This is a genomic window from Rhodococcus sp. DT1, from assembly GCF_049844875.1.
Classification (GTDB): Bacteria; Actinomycetota; Actinomycetes; order Mycobacteriales; family Mycobacteriaceae; genus Rhodococcus.
In genome coordinates this window covers 180,736-200,357 of sequence record NZ_JBNCLW010000003.1, presented here as the reverse complement: position 1 = coordinate 200,357, position 19,622 = coordinate 180,736, and the positions used below count along the sequence as shown (strand labels likewise).

16 protein-coding genes are annotated in these 19,622 nt (G+C 67.9%); 7 read left to right on the top strand and 9 right to left on the bottom strand.

The genetic code is table 11. The features are described 5' to 3' along the window. Positions 1 to 39: 39 nt before the first annotated feature. The 5 genes from recD to ACLQ3J_RS08630 form a co-directional block, all read right to left on the bottom strand. Positions 40 to 1,935 carry an exodeoxyribonuclease V subunit alpha gene (recD, locus tag ACLQ3J_RS08650; protein ID WP_425902851.1) on the bottom strand — a complete coding sequence of 632 codons (1,896 nt, stop codon included), beginning with the start codon at positions 1,933 to 1,935 and terminating at the stop codon, positions 40 to 42. Continuing rightward, positions 1,932 to 5,261 (bottom strand): UvrD-helicase domain-containing protein, encoded by a 3,330-nt coding sequence (locus ACLQ3J_RS08645; protein WP_425902850.1) that lies wholly within the window; start codon positions 5,259 to 5,261, stop codon positions 1,932 to 1,934. The genes recD and ACLQ3J_RS08645 overlap by 4 nt, the downstream gene beginning before the upstream one ends. 14 nt (positions 5,262 to 5,275) lie before the next feature. Then, a complete protein-coding gene (recC, locus tag ACLQ3J_RS08640) occupies positions 5,276 to 8,566 on the bottom strand; it encodes an exodeoxyribonuclease V subunit gamma (protein WP_425902848.1) in 3,291 nt (1,096 codons plus the stop codon). A 159-nt stretch (positions 8,567 to 8,725) separates the two neighbouring features. Next, positions 8,726 to 8,917, bottom strand: coding sequence for a hypothetical protein (locus ACLQ3J_RS08635; protein ID WP_169621575.1), 192 nt, complete (start codon positions 8,915 to 8,917; stop codon positions 8,726 to 8,728). A gap of 117 nt (positions 8,918 to 9,034) precedes the next feature. After that, positions 9,035 to 9,313 (bottom strand): hypothetical protein, encoded by a 279-nt coding sequence (locus ACLQ3J_RS08630; RefSeq protein WP_169621574.1) that lies wholly within the window; start codon positions 9,311 to 9,313, stop codon positions 9,035 to 9,037. Between the two features lie 304 nt (positions 9,314 to 9,617). On the opposite strand from ACLQ3J_RS08630, the gene ACLQ3J_RS08625 reads away from it, so the two are divergent. Continuing rightward, positions 9,618 to 10,574: a ferritin-like domain-containing protein gene (locus ACLQ3J_RS08625; protein ID WP_169621573.1), complete on the top strand. Its 957-nt coding sequence runs from the start codon at positions 9,618 to 9,620 to the stop codon at positions 10,572 to 10,574. 141 nt (positions 10,575 to 10,715) lie between these two features. After that, a complete protein-coding gene (locus ACLQ3J_RS08620) occupies positions 10,716 to 11,420 on the top strand; it encodes a type 1 glutamine amidotransferase domain-containing protein (RefSeq protein ID WP_169621572.1) in 705 nt (234 codons plus the stop codon). Positions 11,421 to 11,447: 27 nt separating this feature from the next. Here ACLQ3J_RS08620 and ACLQ3J_RS08615 read toward each other — a convergent pair whose 3' ends face one another. From ACLQ3J_RS08615 to ACLQ3J_RS08605, 3 genes are all read right to left on the bottom strand, one after another. Next, a complete protein-coding gene (locus ACLQ3J_RS08615; protein ID WP_296549479.1) occupies positions 11,448 to 12,419 on the bottom strand; it encodes an alpha/beta hydrolase in 972 nt (323 codons plus the stop codon). A 174-nt stretch (positions 12,420 to 12,593) separates the two neighbouring features. Beyond that, positions 12,594 to 13,082 (bottom strand): FBP domain-containing protein, encoded by a 489-nt coding sequence (locus ACLQ3J_RS08610; protein ID WP_169652484.1) that lies wholly within the window; start codon positions 13,080 to 13,082, stop codon positions 12,594 to 12,596. Between the two features lie 83 nt (positions 13,083 to 13,165). Continuing rightward, positions 13,166 to 14,215 (bottom strand): ABC transporter permease, encoded by a 1,050-nt coding sequence (locus ACLQ3J_RS08605; RefSeq protein ID WP_206037049.1) that lies wholly within the window; start codon positions 14,213 to 14,215, stop codon positions 13,166 to 13,168. Between the two features lie 150 nt (positions 14,216 to 14,365). Here ACLQ3J_RS08605 and ACLQ3J_RS08600 point away from each other — a divergent pair, with 150 nt between their 5' ends. Beyond that, the gene (locus ACLQ3J_RS08600; RefSeq protein WP_169621570.1) at positions 14,366 to 14,920 is read left to right on the top strand and encodes a TetR/AcrR family transcriptional regulator; all 555 of its coding nucleotides are present in this window, start codon (positions 14,366 to 14,368) and stop codon (positions 14,918 to 14,920) included. A gap of 221 nt (positions 14,921 to 15,141) precedes the next feature. Further along, positions 15,142 to 15,666 (top strand): CarD family transcriptional regulator, encoded by a 525-nt coding sequence (locus ACLQ3J_RS08595; RefSeq protein ID WP_169621569.1) that lies wholly within the window; start codon positions 15,142 to 15,144, stop codon positions 15,664 to 15,666. A 53-nt stretch (positions 15,667 to 15,719) separates the two neighbouring features. On the opposite strand, the gene mqo is transcribed toward ACLQ3J_RS08595, so the two are convergent. Next, entirely contained in the window at positions 15,720 to 17,174 is a 1,455-nt protein-coding gene (mqo, locus tag ACLQ3J_RS08590; protein WP_425902846.1) for a malate dehydrogenase (quinone), read from the bottom strand. A gap of 94 nt (positions 17,175 to 17,268) precedes the next feature. On the opposite strand from mqo, the gene ACLQ3J_RS08585 reads away from it, so the two are divergent. From ACLQ3J_RS08585 to ACLQ3J_RS08575, 3 genes are all read left to right on the top strand, one after another. Beyond that, complete coding sequence (locus ACLQ3J_RS08585) at positions 17,269 to 18,174, top strand: LysR substrate-binding domain-containing protein (protein WP_425902844.1); 906 nt, start codon at positions 17,269 to 17,271, stop codon at positions 18,172 to 18,174. Between the two features lie 201 nt (positions 18,175 to 18,375). Further along, positions 18,376 to 19,182, top strand: a complete 807-nt coding sequence (locus tag ACLQ3J_RS08580) for a hypothetical protein (protein ID WP_425902842.1) — start codon at positions 18,376 to 18,378, stop codon at positions 19,180 to 19,182. 94 nt (positions 19,183 to 19,276) lie between these two features. After that, positions 19,277 to 19,549, top strand: a complete 273-nt coding sequence (locus tag ACLQ3J_RS08575; RefSeq protein ID WP_169621565.1) for a hypothetical protein — start codon at positions 19,277 to 19,279, stop codon at positions 19,547 to 19,549. Positions 19,550 to 19,622 lie beyond the last annotated feature (73 nt).

Below are 19,622 nucleotides of genomic sequence, written 5' to 3'. Positions count from 1 at the left end.
CCTGTACGAGCATGGCACCGCCGGAGCCGGGCGGGACGACTACGCCGGGATTTCCCGACGTAGACCGCTCGCTCGCAGCACCTGCCGTGCCACGCCGGCGCGTACCGATTCCTCGGTACCGATGACCCGGACGTGGACGCGAGCCCGGGTGATCGCGGTATAGAGCAGTTCCCGGGTGAGGAGCGCGGACTTCGCTTCGGGCAACACCACCGACACCGTGCCGTACTGACTGCCCTGGCTGCGGTGAATCGTCATCGCATAGACCGTGTTCACGGCGGACAACTGGCTGGGGTGCAGCAGATAGGGCTCCTCCCCTCGCGCGAAAGCCGCGACGAGTTCGTCTCCGCGCCGGACGACCACGCCGGTGTCACCGTTGTAGATGCGCATGTCGTGGTCGTTCGCCGTGACGAGCAACGGCTGTCCGGGATACCAGCGTTCCGGATCGAGATAGCGTCCGGTGGCGGCCCCGATCCATTCGGTGGCCTGGCGCGCCCACCGTTTCACGCCCGCCGGGCCGTCGCGGTGCGGACACAGCAACCGATGGCTCTCGAACCGCTCGAGTGCTGCGGCGACGTCGCCGCGCTCTGCTGCCGCCGTCACCTCCTCGGCCGACCGGACCACATCGGCCCGGAGTGCGGTGAGATCCGACGGGCTCACGAACGACACCTCGGGGCTGCCGCTCCCGAGGATCTGCATGACCTTGTCGCCGTCGCCCTGCCGGACCGCTGTCGCCAACTCTGCGATTGCGCCGCCGAAGCGTCGTCCCCGGCTCAGACGCACCACACCGCCGCGCAACCGTGCGTGTTCCCTGACGCTCAGCCCGCGCTCCGCCAGATCTCCGGGGGCGGCAAGATCGCGCGGGACGGCGAGGTCGTGCGGGACCGCACGCTCGAACACCGGGTTGAGGGTGCCGGTGATGGGTCGGCCGACCAGGTCGGCGAGCACCGCACCGGCATCGACGGACGCGAGCTGATCGGGATCGCCCACCAGCACCAGCCGCGTGTCGGGACGTACGGCTTCGAGCAGGCGGCACATCATCGTCAGCGACACCATCGACGTCTCGTCGACCACGATCACGTCGTACGGCAGGTGGTTGCCGCCGTGATAGCGGAAGCGGGTGCGGCCGCGTTGCCATCCGAGCATCCGGTGCAGGGTCATCGCCGTGAGGTCCGGAGGAAGTTTCAGCTCGGTTTCCTGCTCGCGCACCGATTCCTGCAGGCGGGCCGCGGCCTTTCCGGTGGGAGCGGCGAGGCCGATTCGCAGGTCGCGCCCGTGGAGTGTGGTGAGCAACGCGAGGATGCGTGCGACCGTGTGGGTCTTGCCTGTGCCCGGGCCACCCGCGATCACCGTCGTCAGATGGGTGGCCGCGAGCGCGGCGGCGATACGCTGCCGGTCGGGGGCAGGAGCGGGAAGCGACGGGTCCGCCTGGTCCCGGAACAGGTTCGTGAGAGCGGAACGGAGTTGCTCCTCGTCGACCTCGGGGAAGCGGCCTTCACGCTCGGCCAGGACCCGCCGGATCGTTTGCTCCTGCCGGAAGTAGCGGTCGAGGTACAGCAGCGGCCCGTTGGCGGTCTCGACTAGACGCAGTGGACGCAGTGCGCCCGGGCCGCCGCCCACGACGAGCGGGCTGCGGCGCAGGGCGGCGAGGACGTCCTCGTCTCGCGGCCACGGGAGGTCTTCGGGAGCGACCAGGGGGTTCCCGTTTTCGTCCTCCTCCACGGTGACATCACGCAGGCGGGTCAGGTCGAGGCATACGGAACCGGCACGCACCGCGCGGACCGCGAGTGCGGTAGCGAGATGCACGTCTGTGTCCGTTTCCCCGCCGAGGGTGGCGAGACGCACGGCGACGTGCACGTCCGCGGCAGCGAGGGCGCCCGCCTCGTTGAACGTCCGGAGGGCGCCTTTGCCGCGCTGGGCTATTCGCGCATCTGTCACGACACGGCCTTTCCGGCGAGCAGGTCCGACAGATCGGTGACGAGGGCGGCCGGAGGCTGCCAGTCGAAGACACCGCTGCCGGGTGGGCTTTCCGGTCCGGCCATCCCCCGGACGAACAGGTACTGCACCCCGCCGAGATGCACCTCGGGGTCGTATCCCGGCAGACGCCAGCGCAGGTATCGATGCAGTGCCACCGCGTACAGCAAGGCTTGCATCGGGTAGTGCGCACGGATCATCTCGGCGGCCATCGCCTCACGGGTGTAGTGCGCGGTGGTCAGTTCGTCGACCCGCGCGAGACGGTTGGTCTTGTAATCCACGATGACGAAACGGGATTCGGGGGTGCGCAATACCGCGTCGATACTGCCGGTGAGGTAGCCCCGCAGCGGCACCGGCTCGAGGTGTCGCACCGCATCGGCATACGGCAGCATCGGATCACCGGGGGCGAGGTGCCGGCGCATCAGGCTCGCCACGCCCTCGAGCGTGACCGTGATCGGCGCCGGGGTGTCACCGCCGGTCAACGGCAATTCGAAATCCAGTTCCGCGAGCCTGTCGGCGGGACGGAAGTCGGCGAGGGTCCGGCCGAGCGGGCCGAGCGGGGTGCGCAGCACCGGGAGCAACGCGCCGGCCAGTTCGTCGGCGTCGATCTGCGACAACCGTTGCGCGACGACCTCCCGGCAGCAGGCACGAAGTTCGGCTTCCAGGTCGGCAGCCGAGGTATCGACGACTTCGAGCACCGCGTGCACGAGGGTGCCGAACACCGTGCCGCCGGGGAGATGGTTCATCGGGGACGGAATACCCGCGGCCGTTGCCCCGGTGGCCGTGTCCGCGGCGACGAGCGGAGCCTCTTCCGGCTCGTCGTCCTTCTCCGGTTGTTCCACCTCGCTGCCCACGCCCGGCTCGTCGTGCGCCGCGGCGGTGAGCGCCGAATAGGATGTACGACGCCATGTTTCGTCGATCACCCGGTCGAACTTCGCCGCGGCCAGGCGGCCGTATTCTTCCCGGGGCGCCGACCAGGTGAGGTGGGGAATCGGGAACTGTCCCACGGGTTCGACGGCGATCAGTCCGCCCGCCGGGGCAGCCCACCTGTGGAACTCCTCCGCCACCGCTTCGTCGTGGGGCACTCGACCCTCCGCGGCCAACTCCGGTGAGCCCGGTTCGCGGGCGAACAGCAACCGGTGCAGCGGTGAGCGCGACGTGGGAGTCGACGGCGCCCAGGAGAGCGTGAGCTGACATTTCGCCCGGGTGACCGCGACATACAGCAGTCGCAGTTCTTCACCGGCCTCTTCCTCGTCGTGCGTGCGCTTGCGTTCCGCGTAGCCGGGACTGCCTTTGCCGCCCACGTCGAGGATGCGACGTCCGTTCTCGTGGAGCAGGAGTCTGTCGGGCTCGGGATTCTTCGCGGCGTCCCAGCCGTACGGAACGTAGACGACCGGGAACTCCAGGCCCTTGCTGCCGTGCACGGTCAGGATCTGCACGGCCGCGGCGTCGCTGTCGAGACGCCGGATGCGGTCGGCCGACCCGCCGTCGGGGTCGTTGATCCTGTCTTCGAGCCACCGCGTCAGTGCCGCGAGACCGAGTGATTGACCGGCCGCCGCATGTTCGAGCAACTGTGCGACGTGCCGTAGGTCGGTGAGCCGGCGTTCGCCCGACGGCTCCTCGAGCAGTCGCGCCTCGAGCGCACCGTACGCTCCGATGCGTTCGAATACCGCGGAGAAACCCGATCGGATGTACACCGCGGACAACTCGCGCAACAAGCCGCCGATTTCGGCGACCAGTTCGTCGCCGCGTTCGTCGACGTCGGACACGGTGCGCCCGAGCAGCGGGGTCAGTGCCGCGAGCCGGACGCGATCGGCCCGGTGCGGCTGCTCCAGCGCGTAGAGCACCCACAACCACTCCCTGGCCGCCGAGGTGGAGAACACACTCGTCCCCCCGGCCAGTACGCACGGCACGCCGGCGGCCACGAGTGCGTCGTGGACGAGGGACACCTGCTTGTGCTTGCGCAGCAACACCGCGATGTGAGCCGGCTCGACACGCTCCGGACCACGGCCGAGATCGACTGTGACGTCGTCGTTGTCGAGGATCTTGACGATATCTGCCGCGACATCCTGGGCGACACGCGCCCGGAGCCCGTCCAGGTTCCTGGGGAATCCCCAGTCGTTGAGGGGGCCCGCGCCGGCACGCGGCAGATGCCTCAGCCGTATCGGGGCGAGACCGGTCATCCGGGATCTGGGTTGTGCGGCATCGACGCGGTTCGCGACGATTCGCGGATCTCCCAGCGCGGCACCGCCGTACACGTACTCGCACGCTGCCACCAGGTCGGCGTCGCTGCGCCAGTTGGTGGTCAGCTCGCAATGCGCGTCCGACGAGGACACTGCGTCGAGGTAACTCAGTACTTCCGCGCCGCGGAAGGCATAGATCGCCTGCTTGGGGTCGCCGACGAGCACGAGCCGACAGTGCCCGTGGAACGCCCGCCGCAGGATCTCCCATTGCTTGGGGTCGGTGTCCTGGAACTCGTCGATCAACACGACACCGAACCGGTCGCGCACACGGCGACACGCGTCCTCGCCGTGGTCGGGGTCGAGCAGAACGCGGTGCAGGAGAGCGAGTTGGTCGTCGAAGTCACGCAACCCCATACGCCGTTTACGGTGCTCGACCTCGCTCCGCACCTCGCGCGCGAAGTCCACCCGCTCGCCCGCGGGAGTGCCGTCGGCGCCCTCGGGAGCCAGTTCGGATTGGGGATCGAAGATCGCGGCGCGTGCTGCGGTCTTCGCCTCCGCAAAACGGATCGGTGCCTCGCTCCGCCCGTAGCGGCGCAGGTACAGATCGGTGACCACCTCGGCGGTGAGGTCGTCGACGTTCTCGACCACCGTGACGTCCGGCTCGCGTTCGCCGGCGATACCCAGTTCACCGAGCATCCTCTGACAGAATCCGTGCGTGGTGGAGATGGTGCCCGCGTCGAAATCCGACAACGCCTGACGCAGTCGCGCGCGGCGGTCGTGGACGTCGTCGGCGGCGAGGTAGCGGATCAGCGGATCTGCGCTCCCCCGGGCCGTGTCCGGGTCCGCGAGAGCAGTCGCCACCTCCGCAAACCGGTTACGGGTACGTTCGCGCAGTTCCTGGGTTGCGGCACGGCTGAAGGTCACCAGCAGAAGCTGGGACAGGTCGACCACACCCTCGGCCACGAAACGCGTCGCGAGTCCGACGATGGCGTAGGTCTTGCCCGTACCGGCACTGGCTTCGAGGACGGTGGTGCCCTCGGGCAGGGGGGCGAGCAGATCGAAACTCGCGGTGGACACGCTCGATGTCGCCGACGACGATACGGACACGAGATTTCCTTCCGTCACGGCCTGGCCTGATTCTCCGACGCGAGCAACGGCTCCCACAACCGGCGCGCGAGGACACCGAAACGACTGGGATCGTCGAACCAGGAACGTTCGTCGTCGAGAGGCTTCGGGTCCGTGAGAGCACCGAGCGTCACTCCCGATCCGTGCAGGTAGCTCACGTGCCGATCCTGCCCGTCGCCGAATGCACCGCCGAAAGCCCGGCTCGCCGCGGTGATCGCCATCTCGACCGAGTCGCCCCGGTGCCGCCGCTCGGCGTATTCGGAAGACGCTCCGGTCACCATCGGCAACGGTGTCCGCAGTCCCCGGTCGCGCAGGTCTACGAGGCGCCTCAGTTGTTCCGCGGCGTCGGCGGGGGCGAGCAAGGTGGACCGCCACGCCGGCAGCCGCGAGCGGCTTCGCCCGGTGGTGACGGCCTTCCACTGCCCCGGCCGGCCGGACGCCGCAACGGCAAGCAACTGCACCCACGCGGTGAGTCGATGTTTGGGACCGAGCTTGGAGTACGTACTCCGGGCGACGACCGTGCCGTGCACACCGCCCACTGTGCCGGTGAATCTGCGCCCGTCCCCGAGATCGAAGACGACGTCGACGGTCTGTGCGCGTCCGGCATGGACCGGCGCACATGCCGCGACGAGGCCTTCGACCTCGTACGTCACATCGTCGAGCACCTTCTCGCCGAGCGCATACGGTGGCAGCGTGCCGCGGCGCCACTCCGCTGCCCGGAAATCCGCGGCCGACATTCCCGCCAGCCGCGCTTCGAGCATGCGGTCGCCGAGGTTCCACTTTGCCAGCGGGTCGAGTTCGACATCGAGAGCATCCACGATGCCTTCGTCCAGCTCGGGGATTCGTACGCCGAGGCGTTGCCGCAGAAAGCCCTGGCTCGGGTGAACCAGGAACGCGACGAGGTCGTCGAGGTCGACGTCCGTGAGCACCGGAGGAGCGAGCGTCTCCACCGCCAAACCGGACGGCGCTACAGGATCGCGCGAATGCCGTTGTGTTGCTCGGGCTCCCGCGAGTTCGGCAGCATCGAAACCGAACGGGGCGTCGGCCCGGAAGTTGCGGGGATCGAAGGGCTGCAACGGATGACGGCGCACGATCGCCTCGTCGTCGGCGGTCGTGCCGGCCATCGTCGTGATCACGTCGCGAATCTCCGTGAGCGGAATAGCCGGTGGCCGTGCGGCACCGGTGACCGCGTCCGCGCCGGTGTAGAACAAGAGAACCCGCTCGGTCGCGGACATCATGGCATCGAGAAGCAGCTGACGGTCCTCGCTGCGGGAATCCCGTTCTCCGACACAGGGATTCTGCGCAAGCACATCGTCGCCGTCGATGTGCGCATTGCGGGGGAAGACGTCGTCGTCGAGCCCGAGCAGCACCACCACGCGATGAGGTACCGACCGCATCGGCACCATCGTGCACACCGTGAGTTCACCCGTGCGGAAATTGGCTCGGGTCGGGCGTCCTGCGAGGCGGCTCGCGAGCATGGCGCGCACATCGGCCAGCCGCAGTTCCGCGCCGCCCGCGTGCTCGACAGCGGCACCGATCTCACGGTGGGCCTGCGCGAGCTGCCATGCGTCGGCGGGCGCGGCATCGGTGAGCAGATCGAGCGCCTGCATGAGCGCGGCCGACCACTTCTCGGCCGGGTGCGGACCGCGGATCCCCAGCAGCGACACCGTGAGCCTGTCGATGTACTCGGCGAACCTGCCGGCCAGATCGATGTCGTTGCTGTCGACGTCGTCGAGGGGCAGTGCGAGGGAGAGCCATTCACCGCCGGACTCGTCGGCGGCGACGCCGAGGAGAATCCGGTCGAGGGCTGTCCCGAAGGTGTTCTGCGGGAAGTCGGCAAGACCGAACGGGCGGCGTTGCCACGTGCCGAGTCCCCAGCGTGCTCCGGTCTCGGCAGCCCATTCCTGGAGCCGTTCGAGATCGTCGTCGTCGAACCCGAACCGGCGCCGAACCGGGGCCGCGGCCGCGAGATCGAGCACTTCGCTGGCCGTGACGCGGGCGTCGGCGAGGCCGAGGAGGGTGTCGAGCACCGACAGGACCGGATTGGTCTGGCGCAGCCCACGATCGGCGAGTCGCACCCGCAGCGTGTGCCCCGCGTGCTCGCCCACTCCCCGCCCGAACGCGGCGTGCACGAGAGGGGCATAGGTCTCGACGTCCGGGCACATCACGACCACATCGCGCGGCTCGAGGGTGGGATCGTCCTGGAACAGGTGCAGCAGACATTCACGAAGGACCTCGACCTGGCGGGTCGGTCCGTGACATGCGTGGATCACGACGGTGCCGTCCGCCTGCGCGGAGCCCGGCTCCGGGGCGCGGTCCGCCCGGATGTCCGACTGCACTCGGCCGAGCAACGTGGCGGGCGGCTCGGGGGCCGCGTGGGTGATCTCGGTGGCCTCGAGGCCCGACAACCGCCTTTCGAACTCGCGCACGTCACGTCCGAGCGCTGCGAGCAGCGGGTGACGGACACGGAGCGCGCTGTCGTCCTCGGCGCGACACAGCGGGGTCTTTCCGTCCGCGAGCGCAGTCCACATGGCAGGACTCGGGTGCGGAACCCACAGGTGCACGTCGCGGTGGGCACCGAGCGCCGAGACCACCGCGAGTTGCACCGCGTCGAGACGGGTGGGGCCGAACAGCGACACGCGGCCGGGCAGGCCGACGATCTCCGGTTCGGCACGCAACCGCGCGCACAGGGTGCCGAGTTGCTGGGACGGACTGTCGGTGCCGATGCGGTCGCGCACGCGACGCCACAGTTCGGCCTGCCAGCGGAGGTGGTCGGCGAGCGGGGCGCCCGTTCCGTCGGTGTCCCGTCCGGCCGCCCACTCGGCGATCATGTCCGGACGTTGCAGTCCGTAACTGCGCAGGAGGTCGGCGAGATGTGCGGCGGTCGCATACCGGCGCCCCGCCCGATGGTCGTCGGCGCCGTGGCCGAGGTGCCGGGCCAGCGCGGCGCACCACGGCTCTCCGACGGAGTCGTCGATGACGTCGAGCACGGTCCACAACACTCGGGAGTGGAGCCAGGGGTCGTCTTCGGCGGTGGTGTCCGACGCGGCGGCGAGCACCTCCGCGACCAACCGGGACGGGGACGGGAAATCGATGTTGGCGGCGACGCCGTCGCCGTGTGTTGTGCCCAGCACCGTGGACAGACGCTGTGTGAGCCAGCGTTCGATGCCGCGAGCGGGCACGGCGACGATGTCGCGTGCGAACGGGTCGTCGAGCGGCGCCGTCAGCAACTCGCCGAGCGCGTCGGCAAGGATGTCGGTGCGTTCGGCACGGTGCAGCGTGAGCACGCGTGGGCCCCCTCGTGGTCGACTCGGTCGTCGCTACGGCTTACCACACGCGACGGACACCGCAACGATTGTGCAGGTCGAACGCGAGGACCGCCTGAGCGCACATACGAGACCCGAGGCGGGACCTGGCTCGCAGGACGGGGTGCAGTGTGGAAGAGGTCACTCGGGAAGGTCGAACAGCGGAATCTGGTCGCGCATCGTCAGGCGATCGATCTCCGCCCGGTATCTCTCGCCGAGTTCCTCGGCGACATGCGGCGGGCATCCCAGCTCGCTACCGATCTCTTCCCAGCTGTGACCGGCTTCGCGGCGCTCCCACGCGAAGCCGCCGTCCTCGTCCCACGGCGCCGACATGAACAGATACTGCACGTGCGCACGCCGGACCGCAGCGGAAATTCCGAACGAAAGTGTCGTGCATGTCCGGGGCCCGTGAACCGGGACCTCCCCGTCGTGCGGCGACGACGACGCGGGTCAGAGGCAGGCGACGAGGATTGCTGCGAGACCGCCGATCATGGCGGCGAATGCCATGCCCGCACCGAGGGATCCCATGAGGACACCTCCGGCGATACCCCCCAGCAGTACCAGGCACGCGAACAGTGCGGGGCCGGCCCAGGAGTGCTCGACGAACGCGGTCTCCGACAGGTCCGACGCGCTGCGACGCGTACCGGCGACACTCGGCTGCGCCCAAGAACCCGGACTATTGGGACTTTTCGGGCCTGCCAATGGGTTAGGGGGTACTACGGTCGTCATTCGCTGTCTCCAACTTTCGTCTCACTCGAGTGCCGAGCAGAACCCGGAGAGGCCTTGCGGCTCGATCTCGTAGATTCTCTGGCTCACCGACGTGCTGGGAGCTATGCCCCGGACGTCGCACCCCTAAACAACGCGCGCACGCCCCTGGCCCGGGAGACCGGACCGTGAAAGGAAATTTCTGCTGGGTCAAGAATACTCGATTGTGTCCTGCGTCACGCGATGTTCGGGATCCATCTCGTCGGGTAGCCGTTACAAGTGACATCGCTGGAGCCCATCGACCCCAAGTGCGAAGGAGCAACACACGATGACCCAGACCAACACCGCGGCGCTGCTCACCCAGCTCCGCACCTTGCACCAGCTCACCCACGCCGAAACCCAGGTGGCAGAGACCCGTGTCGCACAGGCCCGTACCGAAGCGGTGCGGCGGGAGCTGACCGAGAACGCTCAGAACTGCCGCGTCCGCGCCGTTGCGATCGAGGAAGCCATCCGCGAGCTCGGCGGGCTGCCCGACGTGATCGGCCCGGTCCTCGGCCGCGCGACCACCGCCGTCAAGACACTGACCGAACAGGCGCAGCCGTTCGACGAGGCACTGCTCGGTGACCTCGCTCTCGAACACCAGCTGCTCGACCGCGCCCGCTACGTCAAGGCGCTGGCGACGGCGGACGGCAACTCGTCGATCGTGTCGCTCGCGAACAAGCTCATCAAGGCTCACAGCGCGACTGTCGAGTGGCTGACCACCGTGATCGCCGAAGAGGCACTCGGTGGGCCCGCAGCCTTGCGGCGCACACCGCTCCAGGCGGCAGCCGGCGCGGCCGTGCGCTTGGTGAATACCCCGGTCAACTGGTCCACCCGCGGCCTCGACCGTGCCATCGACGCAGCCCGCTCGACCCGCCCGCGGATCGAGTCGATCCTGACACGCGGCGCACATGCCGGTGACGTCGCGGCCAAGACCCTCGGAGCCAGCCGCGATTCGGCTCTCGAGACTGCGGAACGGGTCAGCCGACGCGAGGGTGCGGACGGCACGGCGGAAGCCCTGCACCGGGTGCGCACCGCATCGGGTGTCCTCGCCGCGGACGAGTTGCCGATCGAGGATTACGACAAGCTCAACGTCAGCAGCGCCGTCGCAGCGGTGAAGGAACTCACCGAAGCGTCCGACATCCGCGCAATCGTTGCGTACGAGGAAGCACACAAGAATCGTCACGGCGTCGTATCCGCCGCCCAGACGCGCCTCGCGGCCATCGCCCAAGAGGTGCTCAGCTAGCCCGCACCAGGGCGCACACCCGAGCGAGTCGCCGGGTCCGGAGTCTCCGGGCCCGGCGATTTCCGTTCGTGCAGTACCTCGTGTCCACCGCACCCCGAATGGGTACGCGGCAGGACGAGGAATCAACCGGAGAGGACCATCATGACCAAGTTGCTTTTCGCGGTCTCCGCGGCCGACCACTGGACGCTGAGCGACGGCACGCAGCATCCCACAGGGTTCTGGGCCGAAGAGCTGGTCGAGCCGTACAACGTGTTCGACCAGGCAGGTTACGACATCACGGTCGCCACGCCGGGCGGACGTACGCCGGTCGTCGACCAGGCCAGTCTCGAGCCCGATGCGGCGGGCGGCGAGGACCGCGCCGCGGAGCTGAAAAAGGCATTGGAGGAGCTTCAGCCGACGCTGGCCGGCGCCGCAGTCCTCGAGGACGTCGACGCCGCCGACTACGACCTGCTGTTCGTCCCCGGCGGTCACGGACCCATGCAGGACCTCGCCGTCGACGAGCGGTTCGGTGAACTCGTACGTCACTTCACGGAATCGGGGAAGGTCGTCGCGATGGTGTGCCACGCCCCCGCCGCACTCTTGCCCGCGTTCGCCTCCGGTGGCCGCTGGTTGTTCGAGGGCTACAAGCTGACCGGGTTCACCAACATCGAGGAAGTACAGGCCGGACTGGCCGGCAAGGCACCGTGGCTTCTGCAGGACCGGCTTCAGGAAGCCGGCGCCCTGTTCTCCTCGGGAGACGCATGGCAGCCGCACCTGGTGGTCGACCGCACGTTGTACACGGGCCAGAACCCGGCCTCGTCGCGGCCGCTCGCAGAACGTGTGGTGAGCGACCTCGCTGCACGGTGAGCGCTGCGCCGTTCGGGCGGTGACCGCTCAGGCGGTCACCTTCCGGGCGAAGGCGATCGTGCGCGCGAGCGCGTCCCGAGCGTCGGGGGTGGAGAGGTCGAACTGGTACTCGTGTTCCAATTCCGGCTCGTGGCCGTCCGGGTAGAACAGCGAATCCACCTCGACGCCGAGGCCGGTCAGCCTCTCCGCGAACGGCCGGGACTGCGTCGCGGTGAGCGGGTCGCCATTGCCGCCGGTGATGTAGGTGGGTGGGAAGTTCGCGGTGACGAGATCGAGAGTCGACATCTGCCGCGCGGCCTCCGACTCCGCGAACTTTCGTTCCCCGAGGTAGGCCCACATCGCTTGCTCGACGCCACAGCGGATCAGGTCACTGCCGCCGCCCAGGGCAGCCACGTTGTAGATTCCGCAATTGAGAACCACCCCCCTGACCTGGCCGGACGCGAAGTGGGGACTGATACCGAGCCTGGCGGCATAGGACGGGTCCGTCACAGCCAGGGCGAGCTGGGCCGTCAGCTGAGCGCCGGCCGAATCTCCCGCCAGAACGATGCGCTCGGTGTCGATGTGGAGTTCTTCGGCGTGGTCGAGCAGGTAGCGTTGCGCGTCCGCCAGCTGTTCGACCGCAGCGGGATAACGGTGTCGCGGCGCGAGTGAATAGCCGACGGAGACGACGGTGAACCCGGCGTCCGCCAGGCGCCGGTAGTAGCCGGCGTAGTCGGCGCGGCTACCGGCGATCCAGGCTCCGCCGTGCACCCACACGATCGTCGGGAGCGCCGAGGTTGCCCCGGTGGGACTGTAGACATCAAGGCAGGCGTCCACGTCCCCGTCCCGATACCGGAGACCGCCGACGAACTGCGTCTCGGGGGCTCCCTCGTCGAGTTTCGCCGTGAGCCGCTTCGCGTCGCGCTCGAACACGGCCCGGACCACGAATGCGCCGGGAACCGGCGTCAGGGCCAGCGCGGAGTAACCCCGGGCGACCGCGTCGGCGATAGCCCCGACCATCCGTGGTCCGGCGCCGCGACGCGGAGTAGGGGCCGTATCCGTTTTTGCTTGCGACACCCGTGGCTCCTACTCGTCGTTACCGTGGAAACCCGCACCGTCCGGGACCCCACCGATCATGCCAAACAATGCGGCGGCGTCCCGGAACACGGCTGTCGGCGAGGCTGCACGCCACCGTCAGTGAAAAAGCCTGTCCACGAAGGCGTGGAGATTCTCGCGAACGCGCGCGATCTTTTCTTCGGGGCCGAGATCCTCGCGGTACCGGCTTCCGAGTGCGGGCTTCTTCTTGCCCCGCGCATACAGCGAACATGCCAGGTCGATGCACATGTAGGTGCCGAGGGTGTTGCCTGCGCGACCCGCGTCACCGACCTTCCCGGCACTCATCAAGGCGATCCCGCCTCGCGTGTGGGTGGTCAGGCACACCGTGCACATCTGCGACTTACCGGAACCGTTCGGTTCGAATCGCATCGCGATCCCGACGAGACCGGTCTCGCGGGGTACGACGATGTATCCGCGGCCTGGATACGCGGGGTCGGTCCATCCCAGGAAATCCAGATCCTCCCAGGGCCGGTCGGCGAGGTCGCGGGGCGCCGGCAGCCGCTTGGCCTCCCCTTTGGAGCAGTTGACGAACGAGGCTCTGATGTCCCGCTCGGTGATCGCGTCCATGCGGTGTCTCCTCAATCGTTTGCACGGCTAACCGAAGGGACGGTACGCGCGGAGGCCGAGCGGGGACAAACGTTTTTCGGTCCTCAGGCTGCCGGAACGGCGGAGGCGGCCACAGGAGCGTCCACCCGGGTGCGACGCATGCCGATCACGTACAGCGCAAGTCCGACGACGATCCATGCCGCGAGAGTGCACGCCGCCACGAGCCCGCCCGTTCCCTGGAAGTAGGCCGCGGAGCGCACGAGGGTCCCGGCTGCGCCGGGGGGAAGGATCTGGCCGAACGTGCCGAGCCCGCTCGGGAGCCATGCAGAGGTCGTGGAGATTCCGGCGAGGGGATTTCCGAGGAACATCATCGCCATCGCACCGATGGTGAAACCTTTGGCCCCGAACAGTTTCTGGAGCCCGGCCAGCGGGAACGCCAGTGCCGCAATCCCCATGGCGATAGAACCTGCCACTGCCCAGAATCCCGTGTCCACGCTGCCGAACGCGTAGGTGAGAACGGCGGCGACGATGGTCCCACCGACGGCGGCGAAGGTGAACAGCCCCGCCAGATACCAGCCGTTGCTGCGCGGGAGAATTTTGCGGAACGCGACGACCGGGACGATGCCGCCGAACACGAGAGGGAAGGCCAGTCCGCCGATTCCGACACCGGTGGGGTCCGACGCAGGCAGCGGGACCACGTCCTCCACCGTGACCGGCGAGGCCGTCACCTGGCCGACAGCGTTGGCCGTACCGGCGAGTGTGCCGGAGATCGTGGCCGAACCGGCACTGGCAACCAGCGCGTGCACACCCGACTCTTCGACGACGAACCCTCCGACGATCTCTCGGTCGAGGATGGCGTCGCGCAGATCCTGTTCCGAGTCGTACCGCTGGGGTGTGTAGGCGTCGGGAGCGGCGGTCACGAGGGCCTGCTCGAAGTCGTCGACGACCCCCGACGTCCCGGCCAGGCCCACGCTCAGGTCGTGCGCCCCGCTCTTCAGCGACGGCATGATGAAGACCATCAGCAGGAGAACAAGGATCACGCCGAGGCCGGCGGTCATACCCAGCAGCATGAACGCCGAGTGAGGTGTGCGCTTGTTCACGACGGTGGACGGGTCCGCGTCACGAGCGGGCGTATCGGCGGTCAGGTGGGACATCGACTCTTCTTTCACAACGAACCCGGCTATAACCGGATGACATTCCTCCGATTATAGCGGAAGATAACCCTCCGGTTGGAGATCTGGTGTCAAATGGAACACGACCCGTCCCTCGTGCAGCCATCACCGGCACCCGACGAAAGAGAACTCATGCGTTCCGATGCCGCCAAGCGTCGCCAGGCGATAATCCGGGAAGCACGGCGCCTGTTCGCGGCAGAAGGAAGCGACGTCGCACTCGAGCACATCGCGGAGGCCGCGGGAGTGGGGATCGCCACTCTGTACCGCAACTTCGACTCGCGGGCCGCCCTGGCCGACGAGGTCTCGCTGTCCATCCTCGGCGAGATCCAGGACGCCGCCGACGAGGCACTCGATCTGATCGGCAGCGCTCCGGACACCGCATGGGTCGACTTCGTCCACCGGCTCGTGGATTTGGATCTGGGTGCCCTCGCCGCGGCACTGGCCGATTTCGTCGCAGACGAGATCTCCGGGCCCGTCCGGGATTCACAGGCGCGAACGCTCGCCGGGGTCGAGAATCTGCTCGCCGCCGCGCGATCCGAAGGACTCGTCCGCCCGGATCTCGGCGCACTCGAACTCGTCCTCGCGATCGGTATGATCACCCGCCCCCAGCCCGACGCGATTCGCCGGGCGACGCCCGGCCTTGTGCCGCAACTCGTTTCGATATTTCTGGCGGGGATGCGGCCGTGACACACACCGCGTGAGAGATCTCACCCGCCACGACACGTCGGACAAGTGGGACAATAGAAGAGTCGGCTCGCGGGCTCCGGCACGTCCATCCGTATGGGTGCGGCGCCCCGTGTCTGCGTCACTGCGTTCCCCCGCAGATGGCACGACAATCGTCTCGGTGCCGCGATAACGCCCACCGGACGGTCGATTCCGACACCCGCGTGCACAAGAAAGCAGTCCCCATGCAGTTCTCGACCGGTCAAATCGTTGTCCATCCCCACCACGGCCCAGCAACCGTCACCGAGATCTTCGACCGGACGATCAAGACCACTCGGCTGTCCTATCTCCGGCTCGCCATCCACCGGTCCGATCTCACGATCGACGTACCCGTCGCCAAGGCGGAGGAACTCGGGCTCCGGGAAATCTACGACACGACGGAACTCAAAGATCTCTTCGAGGTTCTCCACGCACCCACACCCCCCGAAGACAACGGCTGGTCGCGCAGGTTCAAAGACCACCAGGACAAGCTGAGGCTCGGCGACCTCCTCGTCACCGCAGGCGTCGTCCGGGACCTGACTCGCCGTGAGCACCGGTGTGGCCTCTCATTGGGTGAGAAGAAGATGCTCCGGTCTGCCCGCAACGGCGTGCTCACCGAGCTCTGCCTGGCGCTGTCCATCCCGGACGAACAGGCCGAGACGCTGCTGGACTCCGCCATCCTCGCGCCCCGGCCGGCCCTGGAACAGCAAGCTCTCGCTGCCGCCGGCTGAACAGGCGGACAACACGTACGCGTCCGGCGCGCGCCCTCCCGACCGCCGTCCGTTCATACTCGGCTCTCCGACGGTTCGTCGCCGGCGCTCCCGGGCAGCGCGAGTCCCGGCATCAGCTGCTGCAGCGTCGCCTCCCAGTGGCGAGCCCGGTCCGGGAAACACGCCGTGAGCACGTCGACCATGGCGGCAGGCGCGACGGACGCGCCGGGTGACGCCCCCAGCAGACCCGCGATGGAACCGTCCGCGCCGGTGACGATCTCGGTTCCGAACGTCAGCACTCCCACCTTGCGCCGATCCGGCTTGATCAGTTGTGCGCGCTGACCCGCGTCGATCGAGTACCACTCGCCGGGCGACGCTGCCGGATGAAACCGTTGCAACTGGCCGAACTTCCGTTCCGGTGTCGCCAGAAGCTGTCCGACGAGGTAGCGAACCAGCGACACGTTCTGGAGGCCCACCGCGAGAAGCGAACAGATGTTGTGCAGTCGAATCGTCGTGAGCAGGTCGGTAAGCCGCCCGTGTTTGAGCAGACGCGTGCTGAAGGTGGCGTACGGGCCGAACATCAACGCGCCGTGGCCATCGACCACCCGCTTGTCGAGGTGCGGCACCGACATCGGCGGGGCGCCCGAGTCCGCCTGGCTGTAGACCTTCGCGTCGTGACGGGCCACCAGATCGGGGTTGTCGGTGCGGAGGAACTGCGCTCCTATCGGGAAGACCGCGTAACCGCGAACCTCCGGGATGCGTGCCTTCTGGAGGAGTTTGAGTGCGTACCCTCCTGCCCCGACGAAGACGAACCGGGACCGCACCGTGAATCGGTGGTCCCCGGTGTTGCCTCGCCCCGACACGGTCCATCGTCCGTCTCTATCGCGGCGTAGCCGCGTCACCTCGTGGCCGGTCCGAACTTCCGCGCCGGACTCGCGCATTCCTTGGAGCAAACCCTGTGTCAGGGCGCCGAAGTCGACGTCGGTGCCGCGCTCGTCGCGGGTGGCCGCGACAACTCCGGACCCGGTTCGACCGTCCATCAGCAGCGGTGCCCATCGCGCGATGATGTCGGGATCCTCGGTGTACTCCATGTCCGAGAACAGCGGCGACCGGCGCAGTGTTTCGTATCGCTGTCGCAGATAGCGCACGTCCTGCTCCCCGAACACCACGTTCATGTGGGGCGTCGCATTCGTGAACGACGCTGCGAGATCACCGGATTCGACGAGTGACCCCCAGAACTGACGAGAGATCCGGAACTGCCGCCCGATTTCTGCGGCGCGCGACGGATCGCCGGGATCGGGCATGTAGTTGAGTTCGCAGAATCCCGCGTGGCCTGTTCCGGCATTGTTCCACGCGGCGCTGCTTTCGGACGCCGTGTCGTCGAGGCGTTCGAGAACGAGGATCGACCAGTCGGGCTGGAGCCGGGTGAGCAACGCCCCCAGCGTCGCGGACATGATGCCGCCGCCGATCAGTACGGCGTCGTAGATCTCCGGTTGTGTCGGCCCACCGGTGGCGCGAATCTCCTGCACGTCTGCACACCTGCTTCCGTATCGAGGTCCTTCCAGAGTGCGCGCCAGGTGACCATTCCGTCCAATGACATCGTCGCTGGAATATGATCCGGATATGGATCGATTTCTCTCGGACGAGACGGCCTCGGTAGTGCCATTGCTCGCTGCGTTCGACGCGGCAGCGAGAGAGGGGCACATCACGCACGCCGCGGACAGGCTGGGCGTCCCGCAGTCGTCGGTCAGTCGCCGCATCAAAGCCTTGGAACACACGATGGGCGTATCGCTGTTCCAGCAGATAGGACGCGGGGTGGCGCTGACAACGGCCGGGCGTGAACTGCACGCGCGCACCCGGGAGACGATCCGGGAACTCGACGACGCGATCAACACCGTCCGCAGCCACGCCGATCCCGACAGTGGGATCGTCCGGTTCGGCTTCCCCCTGACACTCGGCCCGGTCAGCGTCCCGTCGCTCCTCGCCGAATTTCATCGCGACGCCCCGCGCATTCGCCTCCACCTCGTTCAGGCACACGGTGAAGCACTGGCGGCGATGGTCCGAGACGGCCGGCTCGATCTGGCTGTGATGATCCCGCCACCGGAGGATCTCGTCGTCACCGTCCTCGGCAGTCAACCGTTGTTGCTGCATGTCGCCGACACCCACCCGCTCGCGGAGCGAGACCGCGTCGACCTCGGTGAACTCGCCGACGAACACTTCATCGCCGGCCCACCCACATACCACGTCCGCACCGAACTCGACAATTACTGCCGTGCAGCCGGATTCGATCCCTACATCGCGTTCGAGATCAGCGAGTTCGACACGATCCGCGCACTGGTCGCACAAGGCCTCGGCATTGCGCTCCTGCCGCGAGCGGAGATCCCACAGCCCGGTGTCGCGACCGTGCAGGTCAGCGGCATCGCCGACCGCCCGATCGGACTGGCGACGGGCACACGCCATCCCTCCCCCGCGGCCCTTCGGCTGCACACACATGTCACGACGCGGGCACAGTGGCCGCCGGGACCGTAGCCCGACCGGAACCGAACTGCGTCGTGCGCGGCCGTAACAGCCCCACCCGGACACCGATATCCCGGAAAGGACAGCACCCGCCCGACCGAAGGAATACGGATGTCGACGCAACCTCCCCCCGATGGGTATGGGTACGGGTACGGACCGCCCCCGTTCGAACAGCCACCCCGGCGGCCGAAGTGGCCATGGGTTGTGGGCGGAGTGATCGTCGTTGCACTCATCGCGACTCTCGCCGGCCTCGCCGTCGTGCTCGTTCGCAACTCGGCCTCCGAGGCCGAGGACACGGCGGCTGCCGGTTCGCCGGCACGCACGGTCACCGTCACCGCCGACTCGCCCACCACGTCCGCGCCACCGCCGGCAGCAACCGAGTCTGCGACTGCGGAGCCACAGACACTGCCGACCGACGGGATCTTGAAAGTCGGAGTGGACATCGCACCGGGCGAATACGCAGTACGTCCCACCCGGTCCTACGGCGGTTACTGGGAGCGCCTGTCGTGCTTGACGGGGGACTTCACCTGCCTGCTGGCCAACGACAACGTGGAGGGCGACAGCTACGTGGTCGTGCTTCCGGGAGATGTCGCACTGCGGATCGACGGCCTCGAACTCGTTGCGACGGGCAATCCCGCCCCCGGCACGGCACCCCCGCCCGCGGCGCCTCCGGCCGCGGGACCCGCACCGTCGAGTCCCCCGCTCGACAACACGGACGGCCAAGGTTTCGTCGGCGTGCCGCAGGCACGCTGCAATCACACCAACGCCGCCGTCTTCGCCGGACAGACCACCGAGTCGCTTGTTGTGGTCTGCGAGACCGGAGTGGGACGCTTGTACTACAAAGGGGTCCGACTCAGCGACGGAGCTGCCCTGGAGATCGACGATCCCGTGGCGTCGGGGAACGGTTTCACCGCGACCAACGACGGTGTGCAGTACCGCATCTCACCCGACGCCCTTGTCATCACCGAGGGCTCGTCGCTGCTCGGCGAGGAACCGATGCTCCAATACTGGACCCGGTAGCGCTGTGCCACGTATTCGTTCTCACATCTCCGGAACCGGTAGTGGTCGGTAGTAACCGACAAACGGCGCCGGTGGGTCAAGTAGATTTCTCATCATGGCGAAGAACGAAATACCGCACCAAGATCTCAACCTTTCCCACATCGGCAAGTACGTGCGCGTGGACCTGAAGAACACGGTCACCGAGCACGAGACCCTGGCGGCAGGTGTTCTCACGCGCATCACCCATCACCTGAGCATCGAAGAAGACAACGCGCCGATCACCCGGATCACCGTCGAACTCGCCGGTACCGACGTGGACTTCGCACTGCGTGACGACTGCCCCGTGCGGATCGCGGACAGTCTGAAAGAGTTGTTCGGCAACACCTGAGCCCGGCCGAGCGCACGGTCCCGGAAGGTCCCTGAACGGCCGACCCGGGGCCGTGCCGCAACGGGAGCGAACG

What these genes read in the sequence shown, in the direction of transcription:
- ACLQ3J_RS08575 (WP_169621565.1), top strand. Translation starts at nt 19,277, where the DNA reads ATGGCGAAGAACGAAATACCGCACCAAGATCTCAACCTTTCCCACATC.
- ACLQ3J_RS08610 (WP_169652484.1), bottom strand. Translation starts at nt 13,082, where the DNA reads ATGGACGCGATCACCGAGCGGGACATCAGAGCCTCGTTCGTCAACTGC.
- ACLQ3J_RS08620 (WP_169621572.1), top strand. Translation starts at nt 10,716, where the DNA reads ATGACCAAGTTGCTTTTCGCGGTCTCCGCGGCCGACCACTGGACGCTG.
- ACLQ3J_RS08630 (WP_169621574.1), bottom strand. Translation starts at nt 9,313, where the DNA reads ATGACGACCGTAGTACCCCCTAACCCATTGGCAGGCCCGAAAAGTCCC.
- ACLQ3J_RS08605 (WP_206037049.1), bottom strand. Translation starts at nt 14,215, where the DNA reads ATGTCCCACCTGACCGCCGATACGCCCGCTCGTGACGCGGACCCGTCC.
- ACLQ3J_RS08615 (WP_296549479.1), bottom strand. Translation starts at nt 12,419, where the DNA reads ATGGTCGGGGCTATCGCCGACGCGGTCGCCCGGGGTTACTCCGCGCTG.
- ACLQ3J_RS08585 (WP_425902844.1), top strand. Translation starts at nt 17,269, where the DNA reads ATGGATCGATTTCTCTCGGACGAGACGGCCTCGGTAGTGCCATTGCTC.
- ACLQ3J_RS08595 (WP_169621569.1), top strand. Translation starts at nt 15,142, where the DNA reads ATGCAGTTCTCGACCGGTCAAATCGTTGTCCATCCCCACCACGGCCCA.
- ACLQ3J_RS08635 (WP_169621575.1), bottom strand. Translation starts at nt 8,917, where the DNA reads ATGTCGGCGCCGTGGGACGAGGACGGCGGCTTCGCGTGGGAGCGCCGC.
- ACLQ3J_RS08600 (WP_169621570.1), top strand. Translation starts at nt 14,366, where the DNA reads ATGCGTTCCGATGCCGCCAAGCGTCGCCAGGCGATAATCCGGGAAGCA.
- ACLQ3J_RS08625 (WP_169621573.1), top strand. Translation starts at nt 9,618, where the DNA reads ATGACCCAGACCAACACCGCGGCGCTGCTCACCCAGCTCCGCACCTTG.